Annotated in this window: 20 protein-coding genes; 3 read left to right on the top strand and 17 right to left on the bottom strand. The window is 63.9% G+C overall.

The genetic code is table 11. The features are described from left to right. Nucleotides 1–73: 73 nt before the first annotated feature. The 9 genes from QXZ85_RS32025 to QXZ85_RS31985 form a co-directional block, all read right to left on the bottom strand. Nucleotides 74–775, bottom strand: a complete 702-nt coding sequence (locus QXZ85_RS32025; protein ID WP_315703483.1) for an ABC transporter ATP-binding protein — start codon at nucleotides 773–775, stop codon at nucleotides 74–76. 7 nt (nucleotides 776–782) lie between these two features. Further along, complete coding sequence (locus tag QXZ85_RS32020; RefSeq protein ID WP_315703482.1) at nucleotides 783–2,063, bottom strand: lipoprotein-releasing ABC transporter permease subunit; 1,281 nt, start codon at nucleotides 2,061–2,063, stop codon at nucleotides 783–785. A 97-nt stretch (nucleotides 2,064–2,160) separates the two neighbouring features. Next, entirely contained in the window at nucleotides 2,161–3,480 is a 1,320-nt protein-coding gene (gene proS, locus QXZ85_RS32015) for a proline--tRNA ligase (RefSeq protein WP_315703481.1), read from the bottom strand. 187 nt (nucleotides 3,481–3,667) lie between these two features. Beyond that, a complete protein-coding gene (locus tag QXZ85_RS32010; protein WP_316175517.1) occupies nucleotides 3,668–4,177 on the bottom strand; it encodes a TlpA disulfide reductase family protein in 510 nt (169 codons plus the stop codon). Beyond that, entirely contained in the window at nucleotides 4,174–5,397 is a 1,224-nt protein-coding gene (locus tag QXZ85_RS32005) for a sialidase family protein (RefSeq protein ID WP_315703479.1), read from the bottom strand. Before QXZ85_RS32005 ends, QXZ85_RS32010 begins: the two co-directional genes overlap by 4 nt. An 11-nt stretch (nucleotides 5,398–5,408) precedes the next feature. Further along, nucleotides 5,409–7,811 carry a TonB-dependent receptor gene (locus QXZ85_RS32000; protein WP_316166709.1) on the bottom strand — a complete coding sequence of 801 codons (2,403 nt, stop codon included), beginning with the start codon at nucleotides 7,809–7,811 and terminating at the stop codon, nucleotides 5,409–5,411. Nucleotides 7,812–7,908: 97 nt separating this feature from the next. Further along, nucleotides 7,909–8,361 carry a DUF2946 family protein gene (locus QXZ85_RS31995; protein WP_315703477.1) on the bottom strand — a complete coding sequence of 151 codons (453 nt, stop codon included), beginning with the start codon at nucleotides 8,359–8,361 and terminating at the stop codon, nucleotides 7,909–7,911. A gap of 34 nt (nucleotides 8,362–8,395) precedes the next feature. Beyond that, nucleotides 8,396–8,917, bottom strand: a complete 522-nt coding sequence (locus tag QXZ85_RS31990; RefSeq protein ID WP_316175519.1) for a copper chaperone PCu(A)C — start codon at nucleotides 8,915–8,917, stop codon at nucleotides 8,396–8,398. 129 nt (nucleotides 8,918–9,046) lie between these two features. Then, the gene (locus QXZ85_RS31985) at nucleotides 9,047–9,421 is read right to left on the bottom strand and encodes a DUF2946 family protein (protein ID WP_316175521.1); all 375 of its coding nucleotides are present in this window, start codon (nucleotides 9,419–9,421) and stop codon (nucleotides 9,047–9,049) included. An 886-nt stretch (nucleotides 9,422–10,307) separates the two neighbouring features. Here QXZ85_RS31985 and QXZ85_RS31980 point away from each other — a divergent pair. From QXZ85_RS31980 to QXZ85_RS31970, 3 genes are read left to right on the top strand one after another with little or no spacing between them, the layout of a single operon-like run. After that, nucleotides 10,308–11,330, top strand: a complete 1,023-nt coding sequence (locus QXZ85_RS31980; protein WP_315703474.1) for a sugar ABC transporter substrate-binding protein — start codon at nucleotides 10,308–10,310, stop codon at nucleotides 11,328–11,330. 10 nt (nucleotides 11,331–11,340) lie between these two features. Further along, nucleotides 11,341–12,858 (top strand): sugar ABC transporter ATP-binding protein, encoded by a 1,518-nt coding sequence (locus tag QXZ85_RS31975; protein WP_316175523.1) that lies wholly within the window; start codon nucleotides 11,341–11,343, stop codon nucleotides 12,856–12,858. A gap of 10 nt (nucleotides 12,859–12,868) precedes the next feature. Beyond that, entirely contained in the window at nucleotides 12,869–13,903 is a 1,035-nt protein-coding gene (locus QXZ85_RS31970) for an ABC transporter permease (protein WP_410052723.1), read from the top strand. Between the two features lie 154 nt (nucleotides 13,904–14,057). On the opposite strand, the gene mtnK is transcribed toward QXZ85_RS31970, so the two are convergent. The 8 genes from mtnK to nuoL all read right to left on the bottom strand — a co-directional run bounded on the left by mtnK (nucleotide 14,058) and on the right by nuoL (nucleotide 23,805). Next, the gene (gene mtnK, locus QXZ85_RS31965; protein WP_316175525.1) at nucleotides 14,058–15,356 is read right to left on the bottom strand and encodes an S-methyl-5-thioribose kinase; all 1,299 of its coding nucleotides are present in this window, start codon (nucleotides 15,354–15,356) and stop codon (nucleotides 14,058–14,060) included. Between the two features lie 98 nt (nucleotides 15,357–15,454). Next, nucleotides 15,455–15,730, bottom strand: a complete 276-nt coding sequence (locus QXZ85_RS31960; RefSeq protein WP_315703471.1) for a DUF1467 family protein — start codon at nucleotides 15,728–15,730, stop codon at nucleotides 15,455–15,457. 13 nt (nucleotides 15,731–15,743) lie between these two features. Continuing rightward, a complete protein-coding gene (gene mce, locus QXZ85_RS31955; RefSeq protein ID WP_316175527.1) occupies nucleotides 15,744–16,148 on the bottom strand; it encodes a methylmalonyl-CoA epimerase in 405 nt (134 codons plus the stop codon). Nucleotides 16,149–16,249: 101 nt separating this feature from the next. Further along, nucleotides 16,250–17,920: a ribonuclease J gene (locus QXZ85_RS31950; RefSeq protein WP_315703469.1), complete on the bottom strand. Its 1,671-nt coding sequence runs from the start codon at nucleotides 17,918–17,920 to the stop codon at nucleotides 16,250–16,252. Next, nucleotides 17,921–18,727, bottom strand: coding sequence for a biotin--[acetyl-CoA-carboxylase] ligase (locus tag QXZ85_RS31945; protein WP_315703468.1), 807 nt, complete (start codon nucleotides 18,725–18,727; stop codon nucleotides 17,921–17,923). It lies immediately after the preceding gene. After that, nucleotides 18,728–20,155: an NADH-quinone oxidoreductase subunit NuoN gene (gene nuoN / locus QXZ85_RS31940; protein ID WP_315703467.1), complete on the bottom strand. Its 1,428-nt coding sequence runs from the start codon at nucleotides 20,153–20,155 to the stop codon at nucleotides 18,728–18,730. A gap of 30 nt (nucleotides 20,156–20,185) precedes the next feature. Next, nucleotides 20,186–21,694 (bottom strand): NADH-quinone oxidoreductase subunit M, encoded by a 1,509-nt coding sequence (locus tag QXZ85_RS31935; protein ID WP_315703466.1) that lies wholly within the window; start codon nucleotides 21,692–21,694, stop codon nucleotides 20,186–20,188. Further along, nucleotides 21,691–23,805, bottom strand: a complete 2,115-nt coding sequence (nuoL, locus tag QXZ85_RS31930; RefSeq protein ID WP_315743331.1) for an NADH-quinone oxidoreductase subunit L — start codon at nucleotides 23,803–23,805, stop codon at nucleotides 21,691–21,693. The genes QXZ85_RS31935 and nuoL overlap by 4 nt, the downstream gene beginning before the upstream one ends. Between the last annotated feature and the right edge of the window lie 55 nt (nucleotides 23,806–23,860).

Raw genomic sequence — 23,860 nt, 5'->3', positions numbered from 1 at the left:
TCCCACCCCCCAAATCTCTGCGGGAGTGAATCACTGTTCGCCAGCTAACGGAATCCCTTTATGAGTACAGAACCTAGTCCAGCTCGACCACCTTGCCGCCGACCAGCGAAACGCGGCGGTCCATCCGACCGGCAAGCTCCATATTGTGGGTCGCGATCAGCATCGCGACCCGGGTCGCCTTGATCAGCTGCATCAGGGCTTTGAAGACGTGATCGGCGGTGGCGGGATCGAGATTGCCGGTCGGCTCGTCCGCGAGCAGGACGCGCGGCGCGTTTGCAACCGCACGCGCGATCGCGACGCGCTGCTGCTCACCGCCCGACAGCTCGGCCGGACGATGCTTGATGCGATCGCCAAGCCCGAGATAAGCGAGAATTTCCGTGGCGCGCTTCACCGTCTCGGCCCGCTTCAGGCCGCGGATCATCTGCGGCAGCATCACGTTCTCGAGCGCCGAGAACTCCGGCAACAGCCGATGCGACTGATAGACGAAGCCGATATCGGTGCGGCGAAGCTGCGTCCGCTCGACGTCGGTGAGCTGCGAGGTCGGCGTGCCCGCGACGTAGACCTCGCCTTCGTCGGGACTCTCGAGCAAGCCGGCGATGTGGAGCAGCGTCGACTTGCCCGAGCCGGATGGCGCCACCAGCGCCACCGATTGTCCGGCCCAGAGCGCGAGCTTGGCGCCGTCGAGAATGGTCAGCGGCACCTCTCCCTGCATGTACCGACGCTTGATCTCATGCAGATAGATGACCGGAACATCCTGCGCCCCCTCTTCAGCCATCGGCGCCTCACTCGTAGCGGAGCGCTTCGACCGGGTCTAACCGTGCGGCGCGCCAAGAGGGATAAAGTGTCGCCAGAAAAGACAAGGTCAGCGCCATGATGACGACGGCCGCGGTCTCGCCGAAATCCACCTCGGCCGGCAGCTTGGAAAGAAAATAGAGCGTGGGATCGAACAGTTCGGTGGCGGTGATCCAGGACAGGAACTGCCGGATCGACTCGATATTCGCGCAGATCACCAATCCCACCGCAAACCCCGTCAGGGTACCGACCACGCCGATCGAGGCGCCCGTGATCAGGAAGATGCGCATGATCGCGCCTTGCGAGGCGCCCATCGTACGCAGGATGGCGATATCCTGGCCCTTGTCCTTCACCAGCATGATCAGGCCGGAGACGATGTTGAGCGCGGCGACCAGCACGATCAAGGTGAGGATCAAAAACATCACATTGCGTTCGACCTGCAGCGCATTGAAGAAGGTCGAATTACGCTGCCGCCAGTCGACCAGGAACACCGGCCGGCCGGCGGCTTCGGTGACGGTCTTGCGAAACGCTTCGATGCGATCGGGGTTGCTGGTGAACACCTCGATCGCCGTGACGTCGCTGTTGCGGTTGAAATACGCCTGCGCTTCGGTGAGCGGCATGAACACGAAACCGGAGTCGTATTCGGACATGCCGATCTCGAACACGGCCGCGATCCGGTAGGGCTTGATGCGCGGCGTCGTCCCCATCGGGGTCACGGCGCCCTTCGGCGACACCAGCGTGATCATGTCGCCGGCATGCAACGAGAGCTGGTCGGCAAGGCGCCGGCCGATCGCAACCCCCTGCCCCTCGTCAAAACCTTCCAGCGAGCCCTGCTTGATGTTCTTGGCGATGGAAGGAAGATTGGCGAGGTCCTGGGCGCGGATGCCCCGGATGAACACCCCGGCGGCGTTGAACGGCGAGGAGCCGAGCCCTTGCCCGTCCACCACGGGCACGGCGAGGCGCACGCCCTGAACCTGGCTGATGCGGTCGGACACGTCCTTCCAGTCGGTGAGCGGCGACTCCAAGGGCTGCACCAGAAGATGCCCGTTGAGCCCGAGGATCTTGTCCAGCAGCTCCTTGCGGAAGCCGTTCATGACCGCCATGACGATGATCAGCGTGGCGACCCCCAGCATGATGCCGAGGAACGAGAAGCCCGCGATCACGGAGATGAAGCCTTCGCGCCGCCGCGCGCGCAAGTATCGCCCCGACAGCATCCATTCGAATGGCGCAAAGGGCGGCGTTTGCGAGAGTTGGGTCATGGTCTCATCCATCGCTCGATAATCCCATGATTCGGGCCAATTGTGGCTGGATTGGCCTGAGGTTTGGCGGCACCCTGGTGGATATCTCCAAGCCTCGGATCCAGCCCGCTCAGCCGGCCAACCGCCCCACCAGCTCGGCTGGCGACATCATCTCGCGCGATCCGTCGCTGCGCTTCTTGACCTCGACCTTGCCCTCGGCGAGGCTTTTCGGCCCAACCATGATCTGCCAGGGAATGCCGATCAGATCGGCGGTCGCGAATTTCGCGCCGGCGCGCTGCTCGGTGTCGTCGTAGAGCACGTCGACCCCCTTGGCCGAAAGTTCCCGATAGAGCTGCTCGCAGGCCGCATCGGTATCGGTGCCACCCTGCTTCAGATTCAGGATCACCGCCCGGAACGGCGCCACCGCCTCCGGCCATTTGATGCCGGCCTCGTCATGGCAGGCCTCGATGATCGCACCCACGAGGCGCGACACGCCAACCCCGTACGAGCCGCCATGGATCGGCACCTCGGCGCCATCGGGTCCGGCCACGAGCGCCTGCATCGCTTCCGAATATTTGGTGCCGAAATAGAAGATCTGGCCGACCTCGATGCCGCGGGTGTGCACGCGACGCTCGGCCGGCACCTCGCTCTCGAACCGCGCCCCGTCGTGCACGTCTTCGGTGGCCGCATAAAGCGAGGTCCACTCCTTGATGATCGGCGTCAGGTCGCCTTCGTAGTCCACGTCCTCGGGCGGGATCGGCAGGTCGAGCACGTTGCGGTCGCAATAGACCCCGGACTCCCCGGTCTCGGCGAGCACGATGAACTCATGGCTGAGATCGCCGCCGATCGGCCCGGTCTCAGCGCGCATCGGAATGCCCTTCAAACCCATCCGCGCAAAGGTGCGCAAATAGGCGACGAACATCTTGTTGTAAGCGCGCCGCGCCCCCGCCTCGTCGAGATCGAACGAATAGGCATCCTTCATCAAGAATTCGCGGCCGCGCATCACGCCGAAGCGCGGACGCTGCTCGTCGCGGAATTTCCACTGAATGTGATAGAGATTGAGCGGCAGGTTACGGTAAGACTTCACATAGGCACGGAAGATCTCCGTGATCATTTCCTCGTTGGTCGGCCCGTACAGGAGCTCGCGCTTGTGCCGGTCGCTGATGCGCAGCATCTCCGGGCCGTAGGCATCGTAGCGGCCGCTCTCGCGCCAGAGGTCGGCAAGCTGCAGCGTCGGCATCAACAGTTCCAGCGCACCGGCGCGGTTCTGCTCCTCGCGCACGATCTGCTCGATCTTCTTCAGCACACGAAAACCGAGCGGCAGCCACGCATAGATGCCGGCCGCCTCCTGCCGCAACATGCCGGCGCGCAGCATCAGCCGGTGCGAGACGATCTCCGCTTCCTTCGGATTCTCTTTCAGGATGGGCAGGAAGAACCGCGTCAGACGCATGGGATCAAGCCTTGAAGATTCGCTTTGGGCCCGCGCAGTCAAACCGGATCACGCGGCAAAACACAAGGCCACACCCGAGAAAATCCGGCTAAGACACCGGATTTTCAATCATTTTACCGGTTTGCCTGAGGCGAAGGTTCAGCTCCCGTTCAGGACCCCGCGCTGCCGCAATGCCACCCGGCTCACGCTAATGGCGCGAGGCGGCCGTCGATTGCTCCGCCGACCACTGGTCCAATTCTGTGACGTCCGCAGCCCCCTCGATCGTGGAAATCTTGCCGTCGCGGCCGATCAACATCGTGCGCGGAATGTCGCCCTGCCAGGAGGGATCGATCTCGAAGCGCAGGCGCTCGGCATAGCCATCGTTGAAGATGAAATTCTCGGCCGCCGCCAGGCCGGCTTTGTCGAGCATGGCTTCCGTTGCCGCCGGCAGGTTGGGAACAAGGTCGGCGCTGACCGTCACCACGTCGATCCCTGGATGCGCCTTCATGAACTCGCCGAGTTGCGGCAGCTCCACCTTGCAGGGGCCGCAGGTGACGCCCCAGAAATGAACCAGCGTCGGGCGGCCGGCATGTGCGCGCAACATCTCCCGCCAGCTGCCGCGCTCGAACGGCTTCAACGGGGATGGTGCGGCGATGATTGCGGACAGGCCGAGCAGCGTGCCGCCCAGCACGAGAAGTCCCACAATGATGCGCTTCATGACTGATCTCCGATCGCCTGAAAGCGATAGCCATCCGCCTTCGTCATCCAGGACAGAAAGACGTGCTCGCCGTCGGCGACGAGCAGCGGATGATCCGACGTATCCTTGGTGCTGGCGATGGCGCTCGGCTTCGACCACGTCTCACCGTCATCCCGGGACTGCATGACCATCACCGTCGTGGTCTCGCCGTCGAACTCCTTCCAGACCAGCGTCGTCGCGGCCCTTGTCGCCAGGACGTAGGGGCGCGTCGGACTTCTGTCCGCCTGCCCGACCGGCATCGGGTCGGAGAAGGTGCGGCCGCCATCGCGCGAATGGGCGTAGAACAATCCTTTGCGCGCCTTGCCGTTCGTGTACCAGGCGACGTGATAGGCGCCGGCCGGCGAGACCGACAGGCTCGGGCCGTGATGCGGGCAGGCCTTGATCTGCCAGTCGTCGTTGCTGACGCGGTAGACCTCCCCGGGCGTCGAAAGATCGTTGAAGGTCACGATCGCATGGTCGCGGACGCCGCCATCGAAGATGTTGCGGAACACCACCACCGGCCGGCCCGGGCCGGCAAAGGCGAGGCCGAGCCGGCAGCATTCGCAGGTGTTGTCCTGGGCGAGCTTGGCTTCGCTGTAGCTCGCACCGCCGTCGCGCGAGGATGCGAAGAACAGCCCTGCCCCGTCATAGCTCTTGCCGGCCTCCTTGGCGGGGACGCGGTTGCGCTTGTCGAGCCAGGCCGCGAACACCGTCCCGTCCTGGTCGAGCGCCAGCGCTTCGAAACGCTGGCTCTCTTGGTTGGAGGTGATCGGCTTCACCGGCGCAAATGTCTTCCCGCCGTCGTCGGAGCGCGTATAAAACACCTCGCCGTTGAAGGCCTGGTCGCGGAAAGTCGCGAACGCGACTGCGATCCCGCCCTTGCGGTCGACGACCAGCGCCGGGCGAGCATCCGGCCCCCAGTCGAGGTTGAGCTGCTGCGTCGTTACCGGCACCGGCGGAGAGAGCGTGCGGCCGGCATCCTTGGAGTTCGCGACGGAGACGAGCCCGCCCGCCATCCAGGTCAGCCACAGCGTCCCGTCGGCCGCGAAGAACGGCGTCACCTTGGTGGCGCATCGCAGCTCGGTCCCCTCGCAGGCGGCTTCGGAGGCATGCTGGTGGCTCATCTGTGCCGAAGCCGGCGATGGCCACGTCGCGGCAGTGATGGCGCCAGCGAATCCTGCAGCAAGGATCGTTCGGATCATGGGAAGCGTCCTCATCTGAATGCCACCTTCATGCCCGCTACGAAGGCGCGCGGCGAGCCTGCGTAGATCGACCCCGTCGTGTAGGCGAGAACGCTTGCGGAGTTCTGCACGCCGGCCTTGGCGACGGAGTCCGTGATGTTGTTCGCTGAAGCGATGTAGGTGCGGTCGAACAAATTCCTGACCTCGAAGAATAGGTCGAGCGACCTGAACGTGTCGGACGCGAGCTCGGTCTTGTAGTGAACATTGAGATTGACCAGTTCGTAACCCGGTGCCTTCAGCAAATTCGCGTTATCCATGTAGAAGGCGTCCTTCCACTGAACCTCGACAAAGCCGCCGAGGCCGGCGAATGGACCGCCCTCCTGATCATAACCTGCACGTGCGGTCAGCTCGTTCGGCGAGATGCCGGGAATCTTGTTGCCGGCGCGGTTGAAGTTGGACAGCGTCGCACCGCTGCCAAGGCTCTCAGTGTATTCCGTATAGACCTCATCCAGATAGGTGTAGGCGGCCGTGAAGCGCCAGCCGGGCAGGAAATTCCAATCCGCCGCCAATTCAACACCACGATGCTCGGAGCGAGGAGCATTGAACCAATAGGTCACGCCGGCGATCGGGGTTGCCTGGGTGAGCAGCTCATTACGGAAGAACTCGTAGAAGCCGGTGGCGCTCAGGGTCAGCGTGCGGTTCGGAGTCCAGTCGACTCCGAGGTCGTAGCCGAGGTTGGTCTGGCTCTGCAGCTGAGTGTTGTTGCCCGACAAGCCGGTCGGCAGGACGAACAGGTTGGAGACCTGCGGCGTGCCGTAGCCGGTGGCGACGCGGGCATGCAACAGCCAATCGCTGTTCACCTTGTAGAGCAGCGCCAGCTCGGGTGCGGTGTTCTGGAATTCGCGGTCGGCCGACGTCAGCGCAGTCGTGGTGATCCCAGCCAGTCCGGTGTAGGTGTAGGCCGTGTTGGTCCCGCGCAGATGCGTGGTTTCCCAGCCGATGCCTGCAACGGCGGTCAGCGCCTCCGTCAGCTTGAGCTCCTCGCGGGCGCGCAGGCCGTAATTCGTGGTCACGCTGAACAGGTTGCTCGACAGGCTCCCGAGCGTAGCGTTGCCGCCTGGCATCACGTTGCGGTTGTCGCCGGATGACGTCAGCGTATTGTAGAAGGCGCCGAACAACGCCGTCGACTCCAAGCCGAAGATCTCACCGCGCTTGGTAACGTCGCTCATGTAGTTGTAGGATGGATAATCGCCGATCGCACTGGTTTGGCCAGTGGGCTGACTGATATTGCGATCGTCGAATACGAACTGGTTGCGCCAGGTCGTGTTGTTGTCGAAATCATGCTCCCAGCGACCGCCGACGATGGTGCGGCGATCGTTGCGGCCAAGCCCCGCTTGCAGCGCGGTCTCCGTGTCGGTGCCGGCGGATGCGTTGAATCCGTTGTTGAACAGCTTGACGGTGCCGCAGCCGGCTGCGAGCGACGTTCCGGTCGTACAGCCCTGCTGATAGGGATTCTGATAATATTGATTTAGTGACACGCGGAGCGGCAACCGTGAGACCAGATCATTGTTGATGATCTTCACGGTGAAGCGGTCGTCCGGCGTCGCCTTGTAGGTCCCGAGGAAATTGACCGTCTGGGTGTTGAACCAGCTGTTGCCGAGAAATCCGTCGCCCCGGGCGTCGCTGGCGAACAGCGAGGCCTCGAAATTGCCGATCTTCTTGCCGGCTGTGAGGTAATTGGTGAGATAGCCGAAGCTGCCGCCCTCGCTGCCGATCTCGACACCGTCGATGCTGCCGCCCGGCCGGGTGCGGAAATTGATCGCGCCCCCGGTGGCATAGTTGCCGTACAGCGCCGAGGACGGTCCCCTGATCACGTCGATCGCGCCATAAGCGTGCGGGTCGATCAGGTCGGTCCGCGACAGGCCGTCGGGCTGGGTGACAGGAAAGCCGTCGTCGAACACGACGATGTTGCGGATGGCAAATCCGTTGCGCGCATTGGAGCCGCGGATCGAGATGCCGAAGTCGCGCGGGCCATTGCCCTGCTTCAACGAGACGCCGGGGCTGTCGCGCAGGATATCGTTCACCGAGAACACCGGCCTGTCCTCGAAACGGCTGCGGTCGATCGTGGTTGCGGTCTGGCCGGATGGAGCCTGATCGAGCCTGGCGCGCGCGGCACTCGCCGTTTCCGGCTCGCCACGGCTCGAAGCCCCAGCATTGGAGGCGGCAACGGCCGGCTGTGCCGGTCGGCGGCCGACGCTTGCTTGCAGCCGCGGTTGCGCCGGCTTGCGCGCGGCACGCTGCGATGCCGCGCGCGGCGCATCGACGGTGACCGCCGGCAGCTCCCTATTGTCCTGAGCGAACACCGCGGCCGACGGCAGGAGCACGAGCTCCATGGCAATGACGCTCGCGCCACCGAGCGCATGACGACGAAACATAATAGAACCTTCCCCGATGCCGGCACGACGGCCGGTCTTCCTGTTCAACGATTGATGAGAGTGACAGCGCGGGCCGAGCCTGCGCCGCCGACAACGATCAAATCAGGAAGGGGATTGGAGGCCCGCGTGCCTGGGCACCCGAGCCGGGCTTGCCAAGGACGAGACCGAGATCGGCGTCATGCCATAAGACAGGGATCGTCTGCCGCCACGGTGCAGCGACAGCAGCCGTGCCCGGCATGTCGATGGCGCTGCCGGCGTGCAGCACGCAACACAACAAACAACTGATGCCGCAGGCATCACGGTCGCTACCCTGACCGGGCGCGACAGGACCAGCGTCGGAATGGCAGATTTCCACGCCGACGAGTGGATCGGCAGCGGCGGCTGCCGCCATCCAGGATGCCCCGACGGGCGCGAGCAGTTGCAGCAGCAGCGCAAGCAACGCAACCGGCAGCAGGCGCTCGGCATATCGGCGCATCGTGGCAACGCCGCCCACGCGACGACGACTGCCATGGGCAGCATCGGCAGTACGCGCGGCGACGTTGAGTTTCATGGAGCCCTCGGTTCTCGAGGAGAGAACGGACGAGCTACATTTTCATTCCCGAATGGTCCGGCATTTTCTTCATCATGCTGCCGCCCTCGCCGCCCGGGCCCTTCGCACCCACGCCCTGAACGTCGAGCGTGACCGAGACCTTGCCGGCCTTCTCGAATTGCAGCGTAAGCGGCACCTTGTCGCCCTGCTTCAGCGGGCTGTTCAGATCCATCAGCATCAGGTGATAGCCGCCGGGCGCCAGCGCCACCGTCTTGCCGGGCTCGATCGCGAGCCCCTGATCCAGCGGCCGCATCGTCATGACGCCGTTGGTGACCGCCATCTCGTGGATTTCGACCTTGCCGGCGATATCGCCCGAGACTGCGACCAGCCGATCGGGCGCGCTGCCCTTGTTCTCGATGGTGAGATAGCCGCCGCCGATCTTGGCGCCGCCGGGTGTCGCCCGGCTCCACGCCTGGCTGATCACGAGATCGCCGGCCTTCACCTCGGCGGCGAAGCAACCCGATGCACTACTGATGGCGACAACGACGGCAAGCAGCGCCTGCTTGAAAACGGTCATAAGTGATTCCTTTCAATGATGGTTGCGCCAGCAACAGGTCTGGCGTGTTCGCGAGATGAAGCGGCGGCAGCGGTCGGCCATCCGGCAATTCGATCAGGAGATTTGCAAAGGCGTCTTGCGCCGGTGCAATCAGATTGCTGACGGCGGCGCGCGGGCCTGCGTGTTCGAGCCTGCGCGCAGCACGGCCAGGACGAGCGCAGGCCGGTGCCACGTCACGCTCGCGGCTGGACGACACGGCAGATCGAGCAGCATGGGCTGCGGCGTATCGAGCGCCGCAGCGGCCTGCCCCACGCAGCAGAGTGTACAGGCGTCGTGAACGCCCTGGCTGGTCGAATCATCTTGTTGGGAGGGGAAGCCCGCCGGGGCGCTGTGGCAGATCTCGACCGAACGCAACGGGTCCGATGCGGCAATGGCGGCCGCCCAGCTCGCACCAATGGGTGCCAGGATCTGCACCGTCAATGCGATCAGCAGAATCGGAACATACGCCTGCAGCCGCTGCCGCATCAAAGCCCACCAAATCAACGCTGGGACTATCCCGCAGCAGCGGCCGGAAGTCGAGGTCACAGCGCCGCGACAGCGCACATTTCATTGGCGACGAAACGGCCCGCCCGGTCTCGACCGGCCGGGAATGCACCATCCGGCCCAGCACAAATCTGGCATCTAAATACCACCAATTGAAATTTATGCTTGCATCTGCAGGAAGATGCAGAAGTTCTCAATCGTTTCGCCAAGTGCGTGAAATTTGAACAATCGTTGCCGAAAAGGGTGACAAAGGCTCAAAGATCGTCTACGAATTTGGGCTCAGGCTGACGGTTACGGAAGTCTGGTGGTCCAAGTCTCGGGAGGAGCCCTGGCGCGCAACAAGCTGCGTCAACCCGCCAATAAGATCAAATCTGAGTTTGCGGGATACGAAAGGGTCGACACAATTCCGAGCAGGGCCCGTGCCCTGCTCATTTTTTTGAGCAGACGTAAGCCACACGGCATGAACGCAGTCTGAATGAGCTATCCTCTCGTTCCCGCTCTTGCATTCTCAGGTCGGTGCCAAGGCCGCTGATTAGCCCTTCACCACTACGATCATTCTCTCACCGTCCATCCAGGAAACATTGATCTCGATCATATCCTTGATCTTGATCTCATCGGGCAGCTCTGGCGCCATGAATAGAGATGCATGATCGAGATGAGGGTCTCAACGCGATCTCGCTTTTGACGACCATGCTGATTGAACACCGCCTCGACACGGCCGGCATTGCCGTACGTGCATTGCGGCGAACTCACGAATGCACCGCACAACATCCGGCTGTAGCGGGATGCTCTCGGTTGTGAAACACTCCCCATCCTGGCAGCGCGATCAATGACGCTGCCGAGCAAACAATGGGACAGGGAGTGAGTGATGTCCGGGACTACAAAATCCTCCACGACCAGACGCGATCTCCTGCAGACGGCAGCCGCTGCGGGCTCGGCGGCGGCGTTGCTCGCCGGCTTCGGCATCGACCCGGCCATGGCCGCGGAAATGGGACGTTCGGAGAAGCCGCTGAAAGCGGCCTTCTCCAATGCCGGCCTGCAGGCCACCTGGTGCGCGCAAGGCAAGCAGGCCGCGGAATGGTGGGGCAAGCTGTTCAACGTCGAAGTCACCTGGTTCGATGGTCAGCTCGATGCGGTGAAACAGCGCGCGGCCATCGACAACATGGCATCGCAAAAATGGGACTTCGTCGCGATCCAGGCGTTCGGCATCGGCACCTTGACCCAGCCGGTGCAGAAGATGATCGACGCGGGCATCCCCGTGATCGACATGGACACGCTGATCGCGCCGCTCGATCAGATCAACGTGCACTCCTTCCTTGCGCCCGACAATGAGTTCATGGGCGCCTCCGTCACGCAGGCGCTGGTGAATGCGCTGGGCGGCAAGGGCAAGATCATCATGACCCAGGGCGCGCTCGGCCATACCGGTGCGCAAGGCCGCGCCAAGGGCTTCAACTCCGTGATCAAGCAGTATCCGAACATCGAAGTGCTCGACACCCAGCCCGCGGACTGGGACGTCTCAAAGACCGCACGGTTGTGGGAGACCTATCTCACCAAATATCCGCAGATCGATGCGGCGTTCTTCCACAATGACGATATGGCGCTCGCCGCCTACAACATCATGAAGGCGCGCAACCGCACCAACATCCTGATCGGCGGGGTCGACGCGATGCCGCCGGCGATCCAGGCCGTCAGCGAGGGGCGGATGTTCGCCACCGTCCGCAATCCGTCCTGCCGCATCCATGGCGGCGCCATCGTGGCCGGTGTCGCCGCCGTGACCGCGGGTGAGAAGAGCGGCAAGGGCATTCCAAAAAGCGTTGTGACCGACGGCCCTGTCGTGACGAAGAATAATGCCGCGGGCATGCAGTGGATGGAGGATCACTTCCTGATCTGAGTCTGCTCCAATGTCGGACAGCCGCCGTCCCCTTCTCGAATTGCAGGACATCACTAAGTCGTTCGGCGGCGTCACCGCGCTGCGCGGCGTCGACTTCACGCTTCTCCCCGGCGAGATCCACGGTCTCGTCGGGGAGAACGGCGCCGGCAAGAGCACGCTGATGAAGATCATCGCCGGCGTACACCCGGAGTTCTCCGGCCGTTTCCTGCTCGACGGACACGAGGTGCACTTCCGCTCCGCGCGTGACGCACGGGCCGCCGGCATCGCTATGGTGCATCAGGAGCTCAGTGTCGCGCCGGACCTCACAGTCGCGGAGAACGTGTTCTTCGGCACCCAGCCGACCAACCGCTTTGGCCTGGTGCAATGGCGGCGGATGGCACGCGATGCCGCCGAGCAACTCAGGAAGCTCGGCATCCATGCCGACCCGATGGCACGGCTCGGGGACCTGCCGATCGGCCTGCAGCAGCTGATCGAGATTGCCCGCGTCCTGTTCTCCGGGGCGCGCATCATCATCCTGGACGAGCCGACCTCGGCGCTGTCGCCGCCCGAGGTCGAGCGCCTGTTTGCGACCCTGCGCCGGCTCCGCAGCCAGGGCACGGGCATCATCTTCATTTCGCATTTCATCGAGGACATTCTCCTGATCTCCGACGAGGTCACCGTGTTCCGCAACGGCCGCAAGGTCATGCAGACGAGTGCCGCCGAGACCGACAAGGCCGCGCTGATCGAGGCCATGATCGGAAAAGGACTCGGCAAGGGACGCGAGGCGTTGGAAGAGACCTACATACACGACATCACCCTTCCGGCGCCGGCACTGGAAAATCCGGTCGTGGTCGAAGCCGATGGCCTCTCTCTGGCGCGCAGCCTGACCCGCGTGTCGTTCGCGGTGCGCGCCGGCGAAGTGCTCGGCGTGTACGGCTTCATGGGTTGCGGACAATTGGAGCTGGCGCGGATCCTGTTCGGCAAGCTCGCGCCCGACGCCGGCGAACTGCGCGTGGCGGGACATCGCAAGACGTTCGGCAACACCGCCGATGCTCGCCGGGCCGGCATCGCTTTCGTGCCCGAGAGCCGCCGCGACATGCTGTTCCACCAGGAGCCGGTCTACAAGAATGTCTCGGTCAGCATTCTCGACCGCATCGGCGCCGTGCTCTTGAAGCCCGCGCGTGAACGCGTCCTGGCCCAGCGCCAGGTCGAGCAGCTGCAGATTCGCCCCGCTGACGTCGAGATCGATCTCGGTCTCTTATCCGGCGGCAACCAGCAAAAGGTGGCGCTGGCGAAATGGCTCAGCCATCCGCCCCGGCTGCTCGTGCTGTGCGAGCCGACCCGCGGCATGGATGTGGGCGCCAAGAGCGACGTGATCCAGATCGTCCGTCAGCTACGCGAGCGCGGCATCGCCGTGATCGTGCTCTCGACCGAGCCCGAAACCGTGCTGTCGCTCGCCGACCGCATCATCGTGCTCAAGCGCGGCGAAGTCGTGCGCGAATTCGCCGGTGAAACCATCAGCAAGGACCGCCTGCTCGAAGCGGCTTAAGGAGACGGCGATGGCGAGTAAAGGCGTCCCGATGTCCGAGACCCATGTGCGCCATGGCGGCGGCACTGTCGCGCTGCTGCGCTCACAGATGCGCAACATTGCACCGTTCCTGACCCTGATCTTCCTCACCGTCTTCTTCGCCGTCGCAAGCCCGTCATTTGCGACCGTCGACAATCTCGGCAACATCCTGACCCAGGTCTCGGTCACCGGGATCATCGCGGTCGGGCTGACCTTCGTGATCCTGTGCGCCGAGATCGATCTGTCGATCGCCAGCATCGCCAATGTGACGGGCATCGCGGTCGCCTATTTCACGATGCAGGAGTCCTACGTCAACATCGCCAATCTGCCCTTGCCGGGATGGGCGGCGATCCTGCTTGCGCTCGCGCTGTGCGCGCTGCTCGGCCTGGTCAACGCCTTCGGCCTGACGGTGATCGGCATCCCCTCGTTCATCATGACCTTGGCGATGATGCAGATCGCGGCCGGCATCTCCGCGCTCCTGGTGCGCGGCCAAATCGCCTACAAGGTGCCGGACCTCATTGCGACGCTCGGCTCGAATTCGGTGGCTGGCGTGCCCTGGATCGTGATCGTGGCCGCCCTGATGCTGCTCGCCGGTCATCTGGTGCTGACCTACACGCGGTTCGGCCGCTACGTCTATATGGTCGGCGGCAACCGCGAGGCGGCGGAATATTCCGGACTGAACGTCAAGCTGATCCTCGGCAGCGTCATGGTGATCTCGGCCGTATGTTCGGGAATCGGCGGCATGCTCGGCGTGGCGCATTTCGGCAGCGCGCAGCAGAACGAGTTCGATACCTATCTGCTCGACTCGATCGCCGCCGTCGTGGTCGGCGGCACCAGCCTGTTCGGCGGCCGCGGCGGCATCGGCAACACCATCATCGGCCTGTTCGTGCTCGGCGTCCTCAACAACGGCCTCGATCACGTCAACATCGACAGCTTCCTGAAGATCCTGATCCGCGGCCTGATCCTGCTCGCCGCGCTGGTCATCAATGTCTACGCGCAGCGGTTGCGCGCCAAGGCGGCGGATTGAGGCCGCCGCCGTAGGGAAAGCAAAGCGCCGCCGCAGGCGGCGCGTGCCCACCATGGTCGACGCAGTCCATATCGGTGGGCACGGCGCATCTGCCAGCGTGAACGCAGAAGCAGCCTTGGACGCGCCTCTGCCCCCTACGCTCGTCGCAGCGGCTTCAAAACTCCGGCTGCCAGTCGCGGAAGCGCCGCGCAGCTTCCGTGACTGCGGCGATCGACCGAAACGACTCTGTCTCCACCATCATTGCTCGCGCCAGCCGCAGGCTGCGTGCCTCGCAGGTCGCCCGCACTCTGGAATCCTCGATCAGCTCGAAATCGATATTGTGGGCGAGCCCGAGGATGCGGCGGATGATCTTCGCGGCCGTAAAGTCGATCGTATCCTGAAACAGCCGGGCCATGTAGGCTTGGCGCTCCGCCTCCAGTCGCGCCGCGCCCGCCTGCCCCTCGAACAACGAAAGCGGATAGGCATCGCCCGTCGCGTTCTCCCGCCACAGATCTACGAACTTGCGCGCGAACTCGGTCCACACCTGCTCGACGGTCGCCAGCACCCAGGCCTCGAAATCGCGCCGCTCGCCAGGCGTCCGTTCATGGCCGGCTGACGCCAGGTAGGCCATCAGGAGGTTGGCGATGACAGCGCCGATATCGAACCCCATCGGACCGTAGAAGGCGAATTCGGGATCGATCACCTTGGTGTCGTCAGCAGTCACCATGATCGATCCGGTATGCAGGTCACCATGGATCAGCGCCTCGGCGCTGCTCAGGAACTCCAGCTTGAGCCTGGAGATCGCAACATGCAAATCGAGATCGGCGCGGATGTCGGCCGCTGTCAGGTCCAGCCATGGGGTGGTCCAACGGTTCTGCTCGGCAACGCGATAGGGATCGGTGAAGATCAGGTCCTCGGTGATCTTGCAGAGCGCATGATTGCCGGCGAATGCGGCAATCCGCTCCTTCTTCTCGGCGGCCGTCAGCGCCAGGTCGGAGGAGAAGAACAGGGTGCGCGCCAGGAAGGTCGTGATGTGATCGACGAAGCCGGGATAGATGGTCCCGGCCACCAGCCCCTTGCGCATGATGATATGCGGCTCGAGCAGATCCATCGCTGTCAGCGCAAGCTGCTCGTCGTGATGCAGCACCGCAGGCACCAGCTCCGGCGCGAGGCGCGCCTGATGGGTTAGCGCCAGATATTCGTAATGGGCGCGCGACAACGGCAGCGGCCAGCTCTCGCCGACCAGCCGCACGTAAGGCAGGGCCTGCTTCACCGCGAGGCCACCGGTCGCGCCGCGCACGATGAAGACCAGGTTGAGATTGCCGTCGCCGACCTCGTCGATCGTCCATGATTGCGGCGAACCGCCGAGCCGGGCCGCAACGGCAGGTACGCCGGCGAGATAATCGCGCAGATCGGCTTCCCTCAAGATGCGATAGCCTGACGACGCCTGCTGCGGCGTCTGGAGCGCGGTCATGCGCAACCTCCCCTGCTGATTTTGTTTATGATCCTCTCATAGCAAAAAAGCCGATGCACGTCCGCGCATCGGCTCGAAAGTCAGCGCTGCAGCGCAAACTAGAACGGCACGCCCATCAGCTTGGACAGCCGCTCGATGCTGAAATAGCCGGCGTGGTACGCGGCTAGCCCTGCCACGAAGATCACCGCCGACAGCAGCGTATTCCAGAGCAGCCGGCGCCCCATCAGGCTCACGGTGGGGGCACCGGGATCGGTGCCGGGCGGGCCGCCGCCGTCTTCATGCTGGCTGCGCACGCCGAACGGAAGCGTCACGAACAGCGTGACCCACCACAATACGAAATAGATCGCAAGCCAGGTCGAGATTATATAGGCCATCGCCTGCCCGCCCTTACGCCTGCTCGATCTCGACCAGCGCGCCCGAAAAATCCTTCGGATGCAGGAACAGCACCGGCTTGCCGTGCGCGCCGATCTTGGGCTGGCCATCGCCAAGCACGCGCGCGCCTTCCTTGATCAGGGTGTCGCGAGAGGCGATGATGTCGGGCACTTCATAGCAGACGTGATGGATGCCGCCGTCGGCGTTGCGATCGAGGAATTTGGCGATCGGCGAGGCGTCGCCGATCGGCTGGATGAACTCGATCTTGGTGTTCGGCAAGGTGACGAACACGGTGATGACGCCGTGGTCGGGCAGCGCCACCGGGGAGGAGATCTCGGCACCGAAGGCGGCACCGTAGATCTTGGCCGCCTTCTCAGCATCCTTGACGGCGATGGCGACGTGATTGAGCCGGCCAAGCATTGCGTCCTCCAGATCTTATCTATTACGGCGTCTCGTCTATCGCCGCGACTTATCTAATTCGTTGTCTTGTCTCTTCCGTCGCGACCGCGTCGGGCCGCGCTCTACACTTCCAGAACGTGCACGATGCAGATCGGCTTCTTGCCCCAATGCTCGTTAACGACAGCGCGCACCGCGCGCCGCACCGACTCCGCCGCGGCATCCGGATCGCGCCGGCGCGCGCGCGGCAGGCTTTCGAACGTCGACATCACCGTGTCGAACACGATGTCGTCGATCTCCTCGCCGGCCGCATTCTTTTCGGGGATGCCGACCATCTCGACGTCCGGATCGTCGGCGAGCTCGCCTTTTTCGGTCATCGCGAGCGCGACGAAGACACAGCCCGCAAAGGCCAGCTTGCGCCGCTCCACCACCGCGCGCGACTTGGCCTCCTCGATGATGGTGCCGTCCTTGTAGAAGCGGCCCGTAGGCAGCTCGTCGATGATGCCGGGCTCGCCGGGCCCAAGCTTGACGAGGTCGCCATTGCGGCAGGTGATCACCTTCGGCACGCCGCAGGCCCGCGCCAGCCTGGCATGCTCATGCAGGTGCAGCGCCTCGCCATGGACCGGAATCAACAGCTGCGGCCGGGTCCACGCGATCATGTCGCGCAGCTCGTCGCGGCGTGGGTGGCCGGAGACATGGACGAGATGGGTGCGGTCGGTGATGATCTCGACGCCCTGGTCGACCAGCCCGTTGATGATCGCGCCGACCGCCTTTTCGTTGCCCGGAATGGTGCGGGAGGAAAAGATCACGGTGTCACCGCGGTTCAACGTCACCAGCGGATGGTCATCATTGGCGATGCGCGCGAGCGCGGCGCGCTGCTCGCCCTGGCTGCCGGTACACAGCGCCAGCACCTTGTCCGGCGGGAAATGGCCGTAAAGGTCCATGCCGCGAAAATTCTGCACGCCGTCGAGATAGCCGGTCTCGCGCGCCACCTGCACCACGCGGTCCATCGCGCGGCCAACGACGACCACCTCGCGATCGGCCTCGCGCGCGGCGTCCGCGACTGCGCGAATGCGCGCGACGTTGGAGGCAAAGGTTGTCACCGCGACACGGCCCCTCGCGCCCTTGACCAGTTCGGCGATGGTCTTGGCGACCTCGGCTTCGGAGGGCGAGCGCCCCTCGCGCACTGCGTTGGTGGAATCGCCGATCAGCGCCAGCAGGCCGGCATCGCCGAGCTCACGCAGGCGGCGCTCATCGGTCGGCGCACCGAGGATCGGGGTGGTGTCGATCTTCCAGTCGCCGGTATGCAGGACCGTGCCGACCTCGGTGTGGATGGCCAGCGCATGCGATTCCGGAATCGAATGCGCCACCGGGATGAATTCGACGTTGAACGGTCCGATATCGACGCGACCGCCCGATGGGATCACCGTGACCGGGATTTTCGGCGGGTTGCGCTCGGCTTCGCATTTGGCTTCGAACAGTGCAGCGCTGAACTTGGTGGCGTAGATCGGGCATTTGAGCCGCGGCCACAGATCGATGATGGCCCCGAAGTGGTCTTCGTGGGCATGGGTCAGCACCAGGCCGACCAGATTGTGGCGTTCCTTCTCCAGGAAGCTGATATCCGGCATAATCAGATCGATGCCCGGCAGATGCTCCTCGTCTCCGAAGGAGACGCCGAGATCGACCGCGAGCCAGGAGCGCTGGTGCCGGTTGCCGAGCCCATAGATCGACAGGTTCATGCCGATCTCGCCGACGCCGCCGAGCGGCGCAAAGGTCAGTTCATCGGGGCGCGCCATCTACACCGCCCCCGCCGAGGCGGTCGCGCCGAAATGAACGTCACCCGCCGTGATCGGCACCAATTGCCCTTCCGTGGTCCGGACTACCATGCACCCCTGCTCGTCGATGGTATCAAAAGTTCCCTCGATCATAGCATGTCCGGACCTGATGGCGACCGCTTGGCCGAGGCCGGCAGCCCGCTCGAGCCAGAGCTTGCGGATCTCGGCAAAACCACGGCCATTGTTCCAGATGCCGCGGAATTCGACCCAGCCATCCGACAACGCTGTGAACAGGTCTTCCGCAGCGATCTCGATCCCCATCGCTCTGAGCGAGGTTGCAGGGGTCGGCGTTCCCGTGGGAGCCGCAATCACATTGGTGCCGATGCCCACGACGACTGCAAGGCCGGCTGGCACCTGCTCGGCCTCCAACAGGATCCCGCACAGCTTCTGGCCGTTGGCCAGCACGTCATTGGGCCATTTCAAGGCGAAGTTGAACTGGCCGCCGCCAGACCGAAGTACCGCCTCCAGGCTCACCCGGCGGAGCGCATGTTCGATCGCGAGCCCTGCGGCAAAACCGAGCGTCGCCGCGACCGCCGGCGCCGCATCCATCACCTCGATCACGCTCGAGGCGAGATTGCCTTTAGGTGCGACCCATGGCCGGCTGCGGCGGCCGCGGCCGGCGGTCTGTTCGGATGTGACGAACCAGCACGGTCGGCGCTCGCCTCGACGGGCGTACGCGAGTGCCTCCGCGTTGGTCGAGCCGACCTGCTCGAATACGACGAGCCCGTAACCTGCCTGTGCTGCGCGCGATCCGAGAGCAAACGTCATCTAGAACAGCGACTTCGCCGCAGCCGCGGCCGCGCTCACCAGCGGGCCGGGATAGGCGAAGAACAGGATGTTGAAGAGGCCGGACACCGCGAGCACGGTGCGCAGCTCGACCCTGACGGGATCGAGCGCCGGCAGCGGCTCGTCGAAATACATCGTCTTGACGATCAGCAGATAATAATAGGCGCCGACCACGCTGGTCAGCACGCCGATCACCGACAGCGCGAACAGCCCGGCCTTGATCGCGGCAACGAACACGTACCACTTGGCGAAGAAGCCGGCGAGCGGCGGAACGCCGGCGAGCGAGAACAGCAGCATCGCGAAGAAGAAGGCGAGCAGCGGGTTGGTGCGCGACAGGCCGGCGAAATCGCTGATCTTCTCGAACGGCTGGCCGTTGCGCTTGATCGCTATGATCACGGCGAACGAGCCCAGCGTCATCGCCACATAGATCGCGATGTACATCAGCACGCCCTGCGCGCCCTCGACCGTGCCGGCTGCGAGCCCGACCAGCGCAAAGCCCATATGACCGATCGAGGAATAGGCCATCAGGCGCTTGATGTTGGTCTGGCCGATCGCAGCGAACGAACCCAGCGCCATCGAGGCGATCGACACGAACACCACGATCTGCTGCCACTGGAAGGTGATGCCGGGGAACGCGGTCAGCGCGACGCGCGTGAACACCGCAAGCGCGGCGACCTTCGGCGCGGAGGCGAAGAACGCGGTCACCGGCGTCGGCGCGCCCTCATAGACGTCAGGCGTCCACATGTGGAACGGCACCGCCGATATCTTAAAGCAGAGGCCGGCGAACAGGAACACGAGGCCGAAGATCACGCCGACGCTGCCAGCCTTGGTCGCCGTCGCAATGCCGGCGAAGGCGACCGTGCCGGTGAAGCCATAGATCAGCGAGGCGCCATAGAGCAGCATGCCCGACGACAGCGCACCGAGAACGAAATATTTCAGGCCGGCTTCGGTCGACTTGACGTTATCGCGATGGCTCGCCGCTACGACATAGAGCGCGAGCGACATCAGTTCGAGGCCGAGATAGAGCAAGATCAGGTCGCCGGCCGAGATCAGCACCATCATGCCAAGCGTCGAGAGCAGGACCAGAATAGCGTATTCGAAGATCCGCCGGTCGGGCGAAGACAGGAACTCCGCCGACATGATCAGGGTCGCGAGCGAGCCGATCAGCGCCAGGATCTTCAAAAAGCGGGCGTAATCATCGACAATGAAGCTGCCGCCGAAAGCCTGGCCGGTCGGCTGGCGCAGCTCCAACAGACCGACGACGACCAGCAGGCACGCCGCCAGCCCGGTGACGATCGCCGTCGTCCCCTGCCCACGGAATGCGCCCAGCATCAACAGCGCCATCGCCCCCAAGGCCAGCACCAGCTCCGGCAGCACCACCCCAAGCTGAGCCCCAAGATTCTCGATCATCGTCTTTGTCCCGACCGCCTGAGGGTCATTTCATGGCAGCAGCGCGGCCGCTTTCACGGCCGTCACTGCTGTGTTGTAGTTGTTGACGAGCTGCTGCACCGAGGCCGCCGACATGTCGAGGATCGGCTTCGGATAGACACCGAACAGGATGGTCAACGCGAGCAGCGGAAACAGCGTCAGGCACTCGCGCGCCGTCAGATCCTTGATGGTCATCAGCGACGGCTTGACCAGCGCACCGAACACCACCTTGCGGTACAACCACAGCGCATAGGCCGCCGACAGAATCACGCCGAAGGTGGCGAAGAAGGTCGTCGACGTCGACACCTTGAAGGTGCCGAGCAGCGTCATGAACTCGCCGACGAAGCCGGAGGTGCCGGGCAGACCGACATTGGCCATCGTGAACACCATGAACACGAAGGCATAGAGCGGCATCCGATTGACCAGACCGCCATAGGCCGCGATCTCGCGGGTGTGCATGCGATCGTAGACGATGCCGACGCAAAGGAACAGCGCGCCCGAGACGATGCCGTGCGAGATCATCTGGAATACGCCGCCGGCCACACCCTGCAGGGTGCCGGCGAAGATGCCCATGGTGACGAAGCCCATATGCGCGACCGAGGAGTACGCAATCAGCTTCTTCATGTCCTCCTGCATCAGCGCGACCAGCGAGGTGTAGATGATCGCGATCGCCGACAGCGTCCAGACCAAGGGGGCGAAGTCATGCGAGGCCAGCGGGAACATCGGCAGCGAGAAGCGCAGGAAGCCGTAGCCGCCCATCTTCAGCAGGATCGCCGCCAGGATCACCGAACCGGCTGTGGGCGCCTCCACGTGAGCATCCGGCAGCCAGGTATGCACCGGCCACATCGGCATCTTCACCGCGAAGGAAGCGAAGAAGGCGAGCCAGGCCCAGGTCTGCAAGGAGCGCGGCACGGCGGTGTGCATCAACGTCGCGATGTCGGTGGTGCCGCCGTTCCAATACAGCGCCATGATGGCGAGCAGCATCAGCACCGAGCCGAGCAGCGTGTAGAGGAAGAACTTGAACGAGGCGTAGACCCGCCGCGGACCGCCCCAGACACCGATGATCAGGAACATCGGGATCAGGCCGCCCTCGAAGAACAGGTAGAACAGCACGAGGTCGAGCGCGGAGAAGGTGCCGACCATCAGCGTTTCCAGGACCAGGAAGGCCATCATGTATTCGCGGACCCGGACCGTCACCGACTTCCAGCTGGCGATGATGCAGAACGGCATCAGGGCCGTGGTCAGGATCACGAACGGAAGCGAGATGCCGTCGACGCCCATGTGGTAGCTGATTCCGCTCGCGAGCCAGTTCGCCTTCTCGACGAATTGGAAATCCGTCTGCGCGGGATCGAAGCGCAGCACCAGGATCACCGACACCGCGAAGGTGATCAGCGTGGTCCACAGCGCGATCCAGCGCGCGTTACGGCGCGCGGCTTCGTCCTCCCCCGGGACGAGATAGATCATGAGCGCCCCGACGAGGGGCAGGAAAGTGACGACCGACAGAATTGGCCAGGTGGTCATTGCTGGCCCCCCATGAACATGAACCAGGTGATCAGGCCGGCAACGCCGATCAGCATGGCAAAGGCATAATGATAGAGATAACCGGTCTGGATCTTGACGACGTTGCGCGTGATGTCGAGCACCCGCGCCGAGACGCCGTCCGGCCCGAAACCGTCGATGACGAAACCATCGCCCTTCTTCCAGAGGAAGCGGCCGAGCCACTTCGCCGGACGGACGAAGATGAAGTCATAGAGCTCGTCGAAGTACCACTTGTTGAGCAGGAAGTTGTAGAGCAGCGGCTGCTGGCTGGCCAACTCCTCCGGCAGATACGGCCGGCTGATGTAGAAGACGTAGGACACGGCGAAGCCCCCGATCATCATCACCAGCGGCAGCTGACCCAGCCAGAACGGCATGTGCTCCATGTCCGCCAGGATGTGCGGGTTCATCTTCAGCGACTCGCGGAAGAACTCCTCGACGCCGTGCTCGCCGACGAACAGCTCCTTGAACGGGAAGCCCGCCAGGATCGAGCCCGCCGCCAGGACGCCGATCGGGATCAGCATCCAGACCGGACTCTCATGCGCAGCCTCATAATGGTGCTGATCATGCGGCGTACCGAAGAAGGTCTTCCAGATCAGGCGCCAGGAATAGAACGAGGTCAGGCCCGCTGCGACGACCGTCAGGAAATAGGCGTAGGTCGCGAACGGATTATGCGAGGCGTAAGCCGACTCGATGATGGCGTCCTTGGAGAAGAAGCCGGCAAAGCCGGGAACGCCGGTCAGCGCCATCGTGCCCACGCACATCACCGCGAAGGTGTAGGGGATCTTGCGCCACAGCCCACCCATGTTGCGGATGTCCTGCTCGTGGTGCATCGCGTAGATCACCGAGCCCGCGCCCAAGAACAGCAGCGCCTTGAAGAATGCGTGGGTGAACAGGTGGAACATGCCGACCGAATAGGCCCCTGCTCCCATCGCCACGAACATGTAGCCGAGCTGCGAACAGGTCGAATAGGCCACGATGCGCTTGATGTCGTTCTGCACGAGGCCGACGGTGGCGGCGAAGAAGGCGGTGGTGGCGCCGACGAACATCACCACGGCCTGCGCATTCGGCGCCAGCTCGAACAGCGGCGACAGCCGCGCCACCATGAACACGCCGGCGGTCACCATGGTCGCGGCGTGGATCAGCGCCGAGACCGGGGTCGGGCCTTCCATCGCATCCGGCAGCCAGGTGTGCAGCAGGAACTGTGCCGACTTGCCCATCGCGCCCATGAACAGCAGCAGGCAGGTGAGCGTCAGCGCGTCGGCGTGCCAGCCGAGCAGGTTGATGGTCTGGCCCGTCAAGCTCGGTGCGGCATGGAAGACGGCTTCGAAATCCGTTGACTTGGTCAGCCAGAAAACCGCGAAGATGCCGAGCGAAAACCCGAAATCGCCGACGCGATTGACCACGAACGCCTTGATCGCCGCGGCGTTGGCCGATGGCTTCTGGAACCAGAAGCCGATCAGCAGGTAGCTGGCGAGACCCACGCCTTCCCAGCCGAAGAACAGCTGGACCAAATTGTTGGCGGTGACCAGCATCAGCATCGCGAAGGTGAACAGGCTGAGATAGGCGAAGAACCGCGGCTGGTTCGGATCCTCGTCCATGTAGCCGATCGAATAGAGGTGCACGAGCGAGGACACGCTGGTGACCACCACCAGCATGACCGCTGTCAGCGTATCCACCCGCAGCGACCAGGACAGCTGCAGCTCGCCGGAATTGATCCAGGGCAGCAATTCCTGAACGCCGCCCTCATGGTGCATGAAGCCGACATTGATCAGCGTGGCCCAGGACAGCGCCGCTGACACGAACAGCAGCGCGGTCGTGATGAGCTCTGCGGCGCGCGAGCCCGCCGCCGGCGGCTCGGTGACGTGATGGTCGTCATGGCCGTGGCCATGGTCATCATGCGCGAGCGGCTCGTCGTGGCTGACATGCACCACGGCCGCATCGCCATGGACATGGGCCGCTCCGCCGTGGTGGTGGCCCTCGTCATGATGCTCGACCGTGTCGCCGCTCGGATTACGCGCATGCGCCCCGAACAACGCGACCAGGCCGGCGAGGATCGCGCCGATCAGCGGCAGAAAGACAATGGCCTGGATCATTCGCCCGTTCCCTTACGCATGACCATGCCGGCAAGCCGGCCCCCACTCTTGCGGA

Source organism: Bradyrhizobium sp. SZCCHNGR1005 (assembly GCF_032489995.1).
Lineage (GTDB): Bacteria > Pseudomonadota > Alphaproteobacteria > Rhizobiales > Xanthobacteraceae > Bradyrhizobium.
The sequence above is the reverse complement of the archived record's forward strand: the minus strand, read 5'-3'. Positions and strand labels throughout refer to the sequence as shown.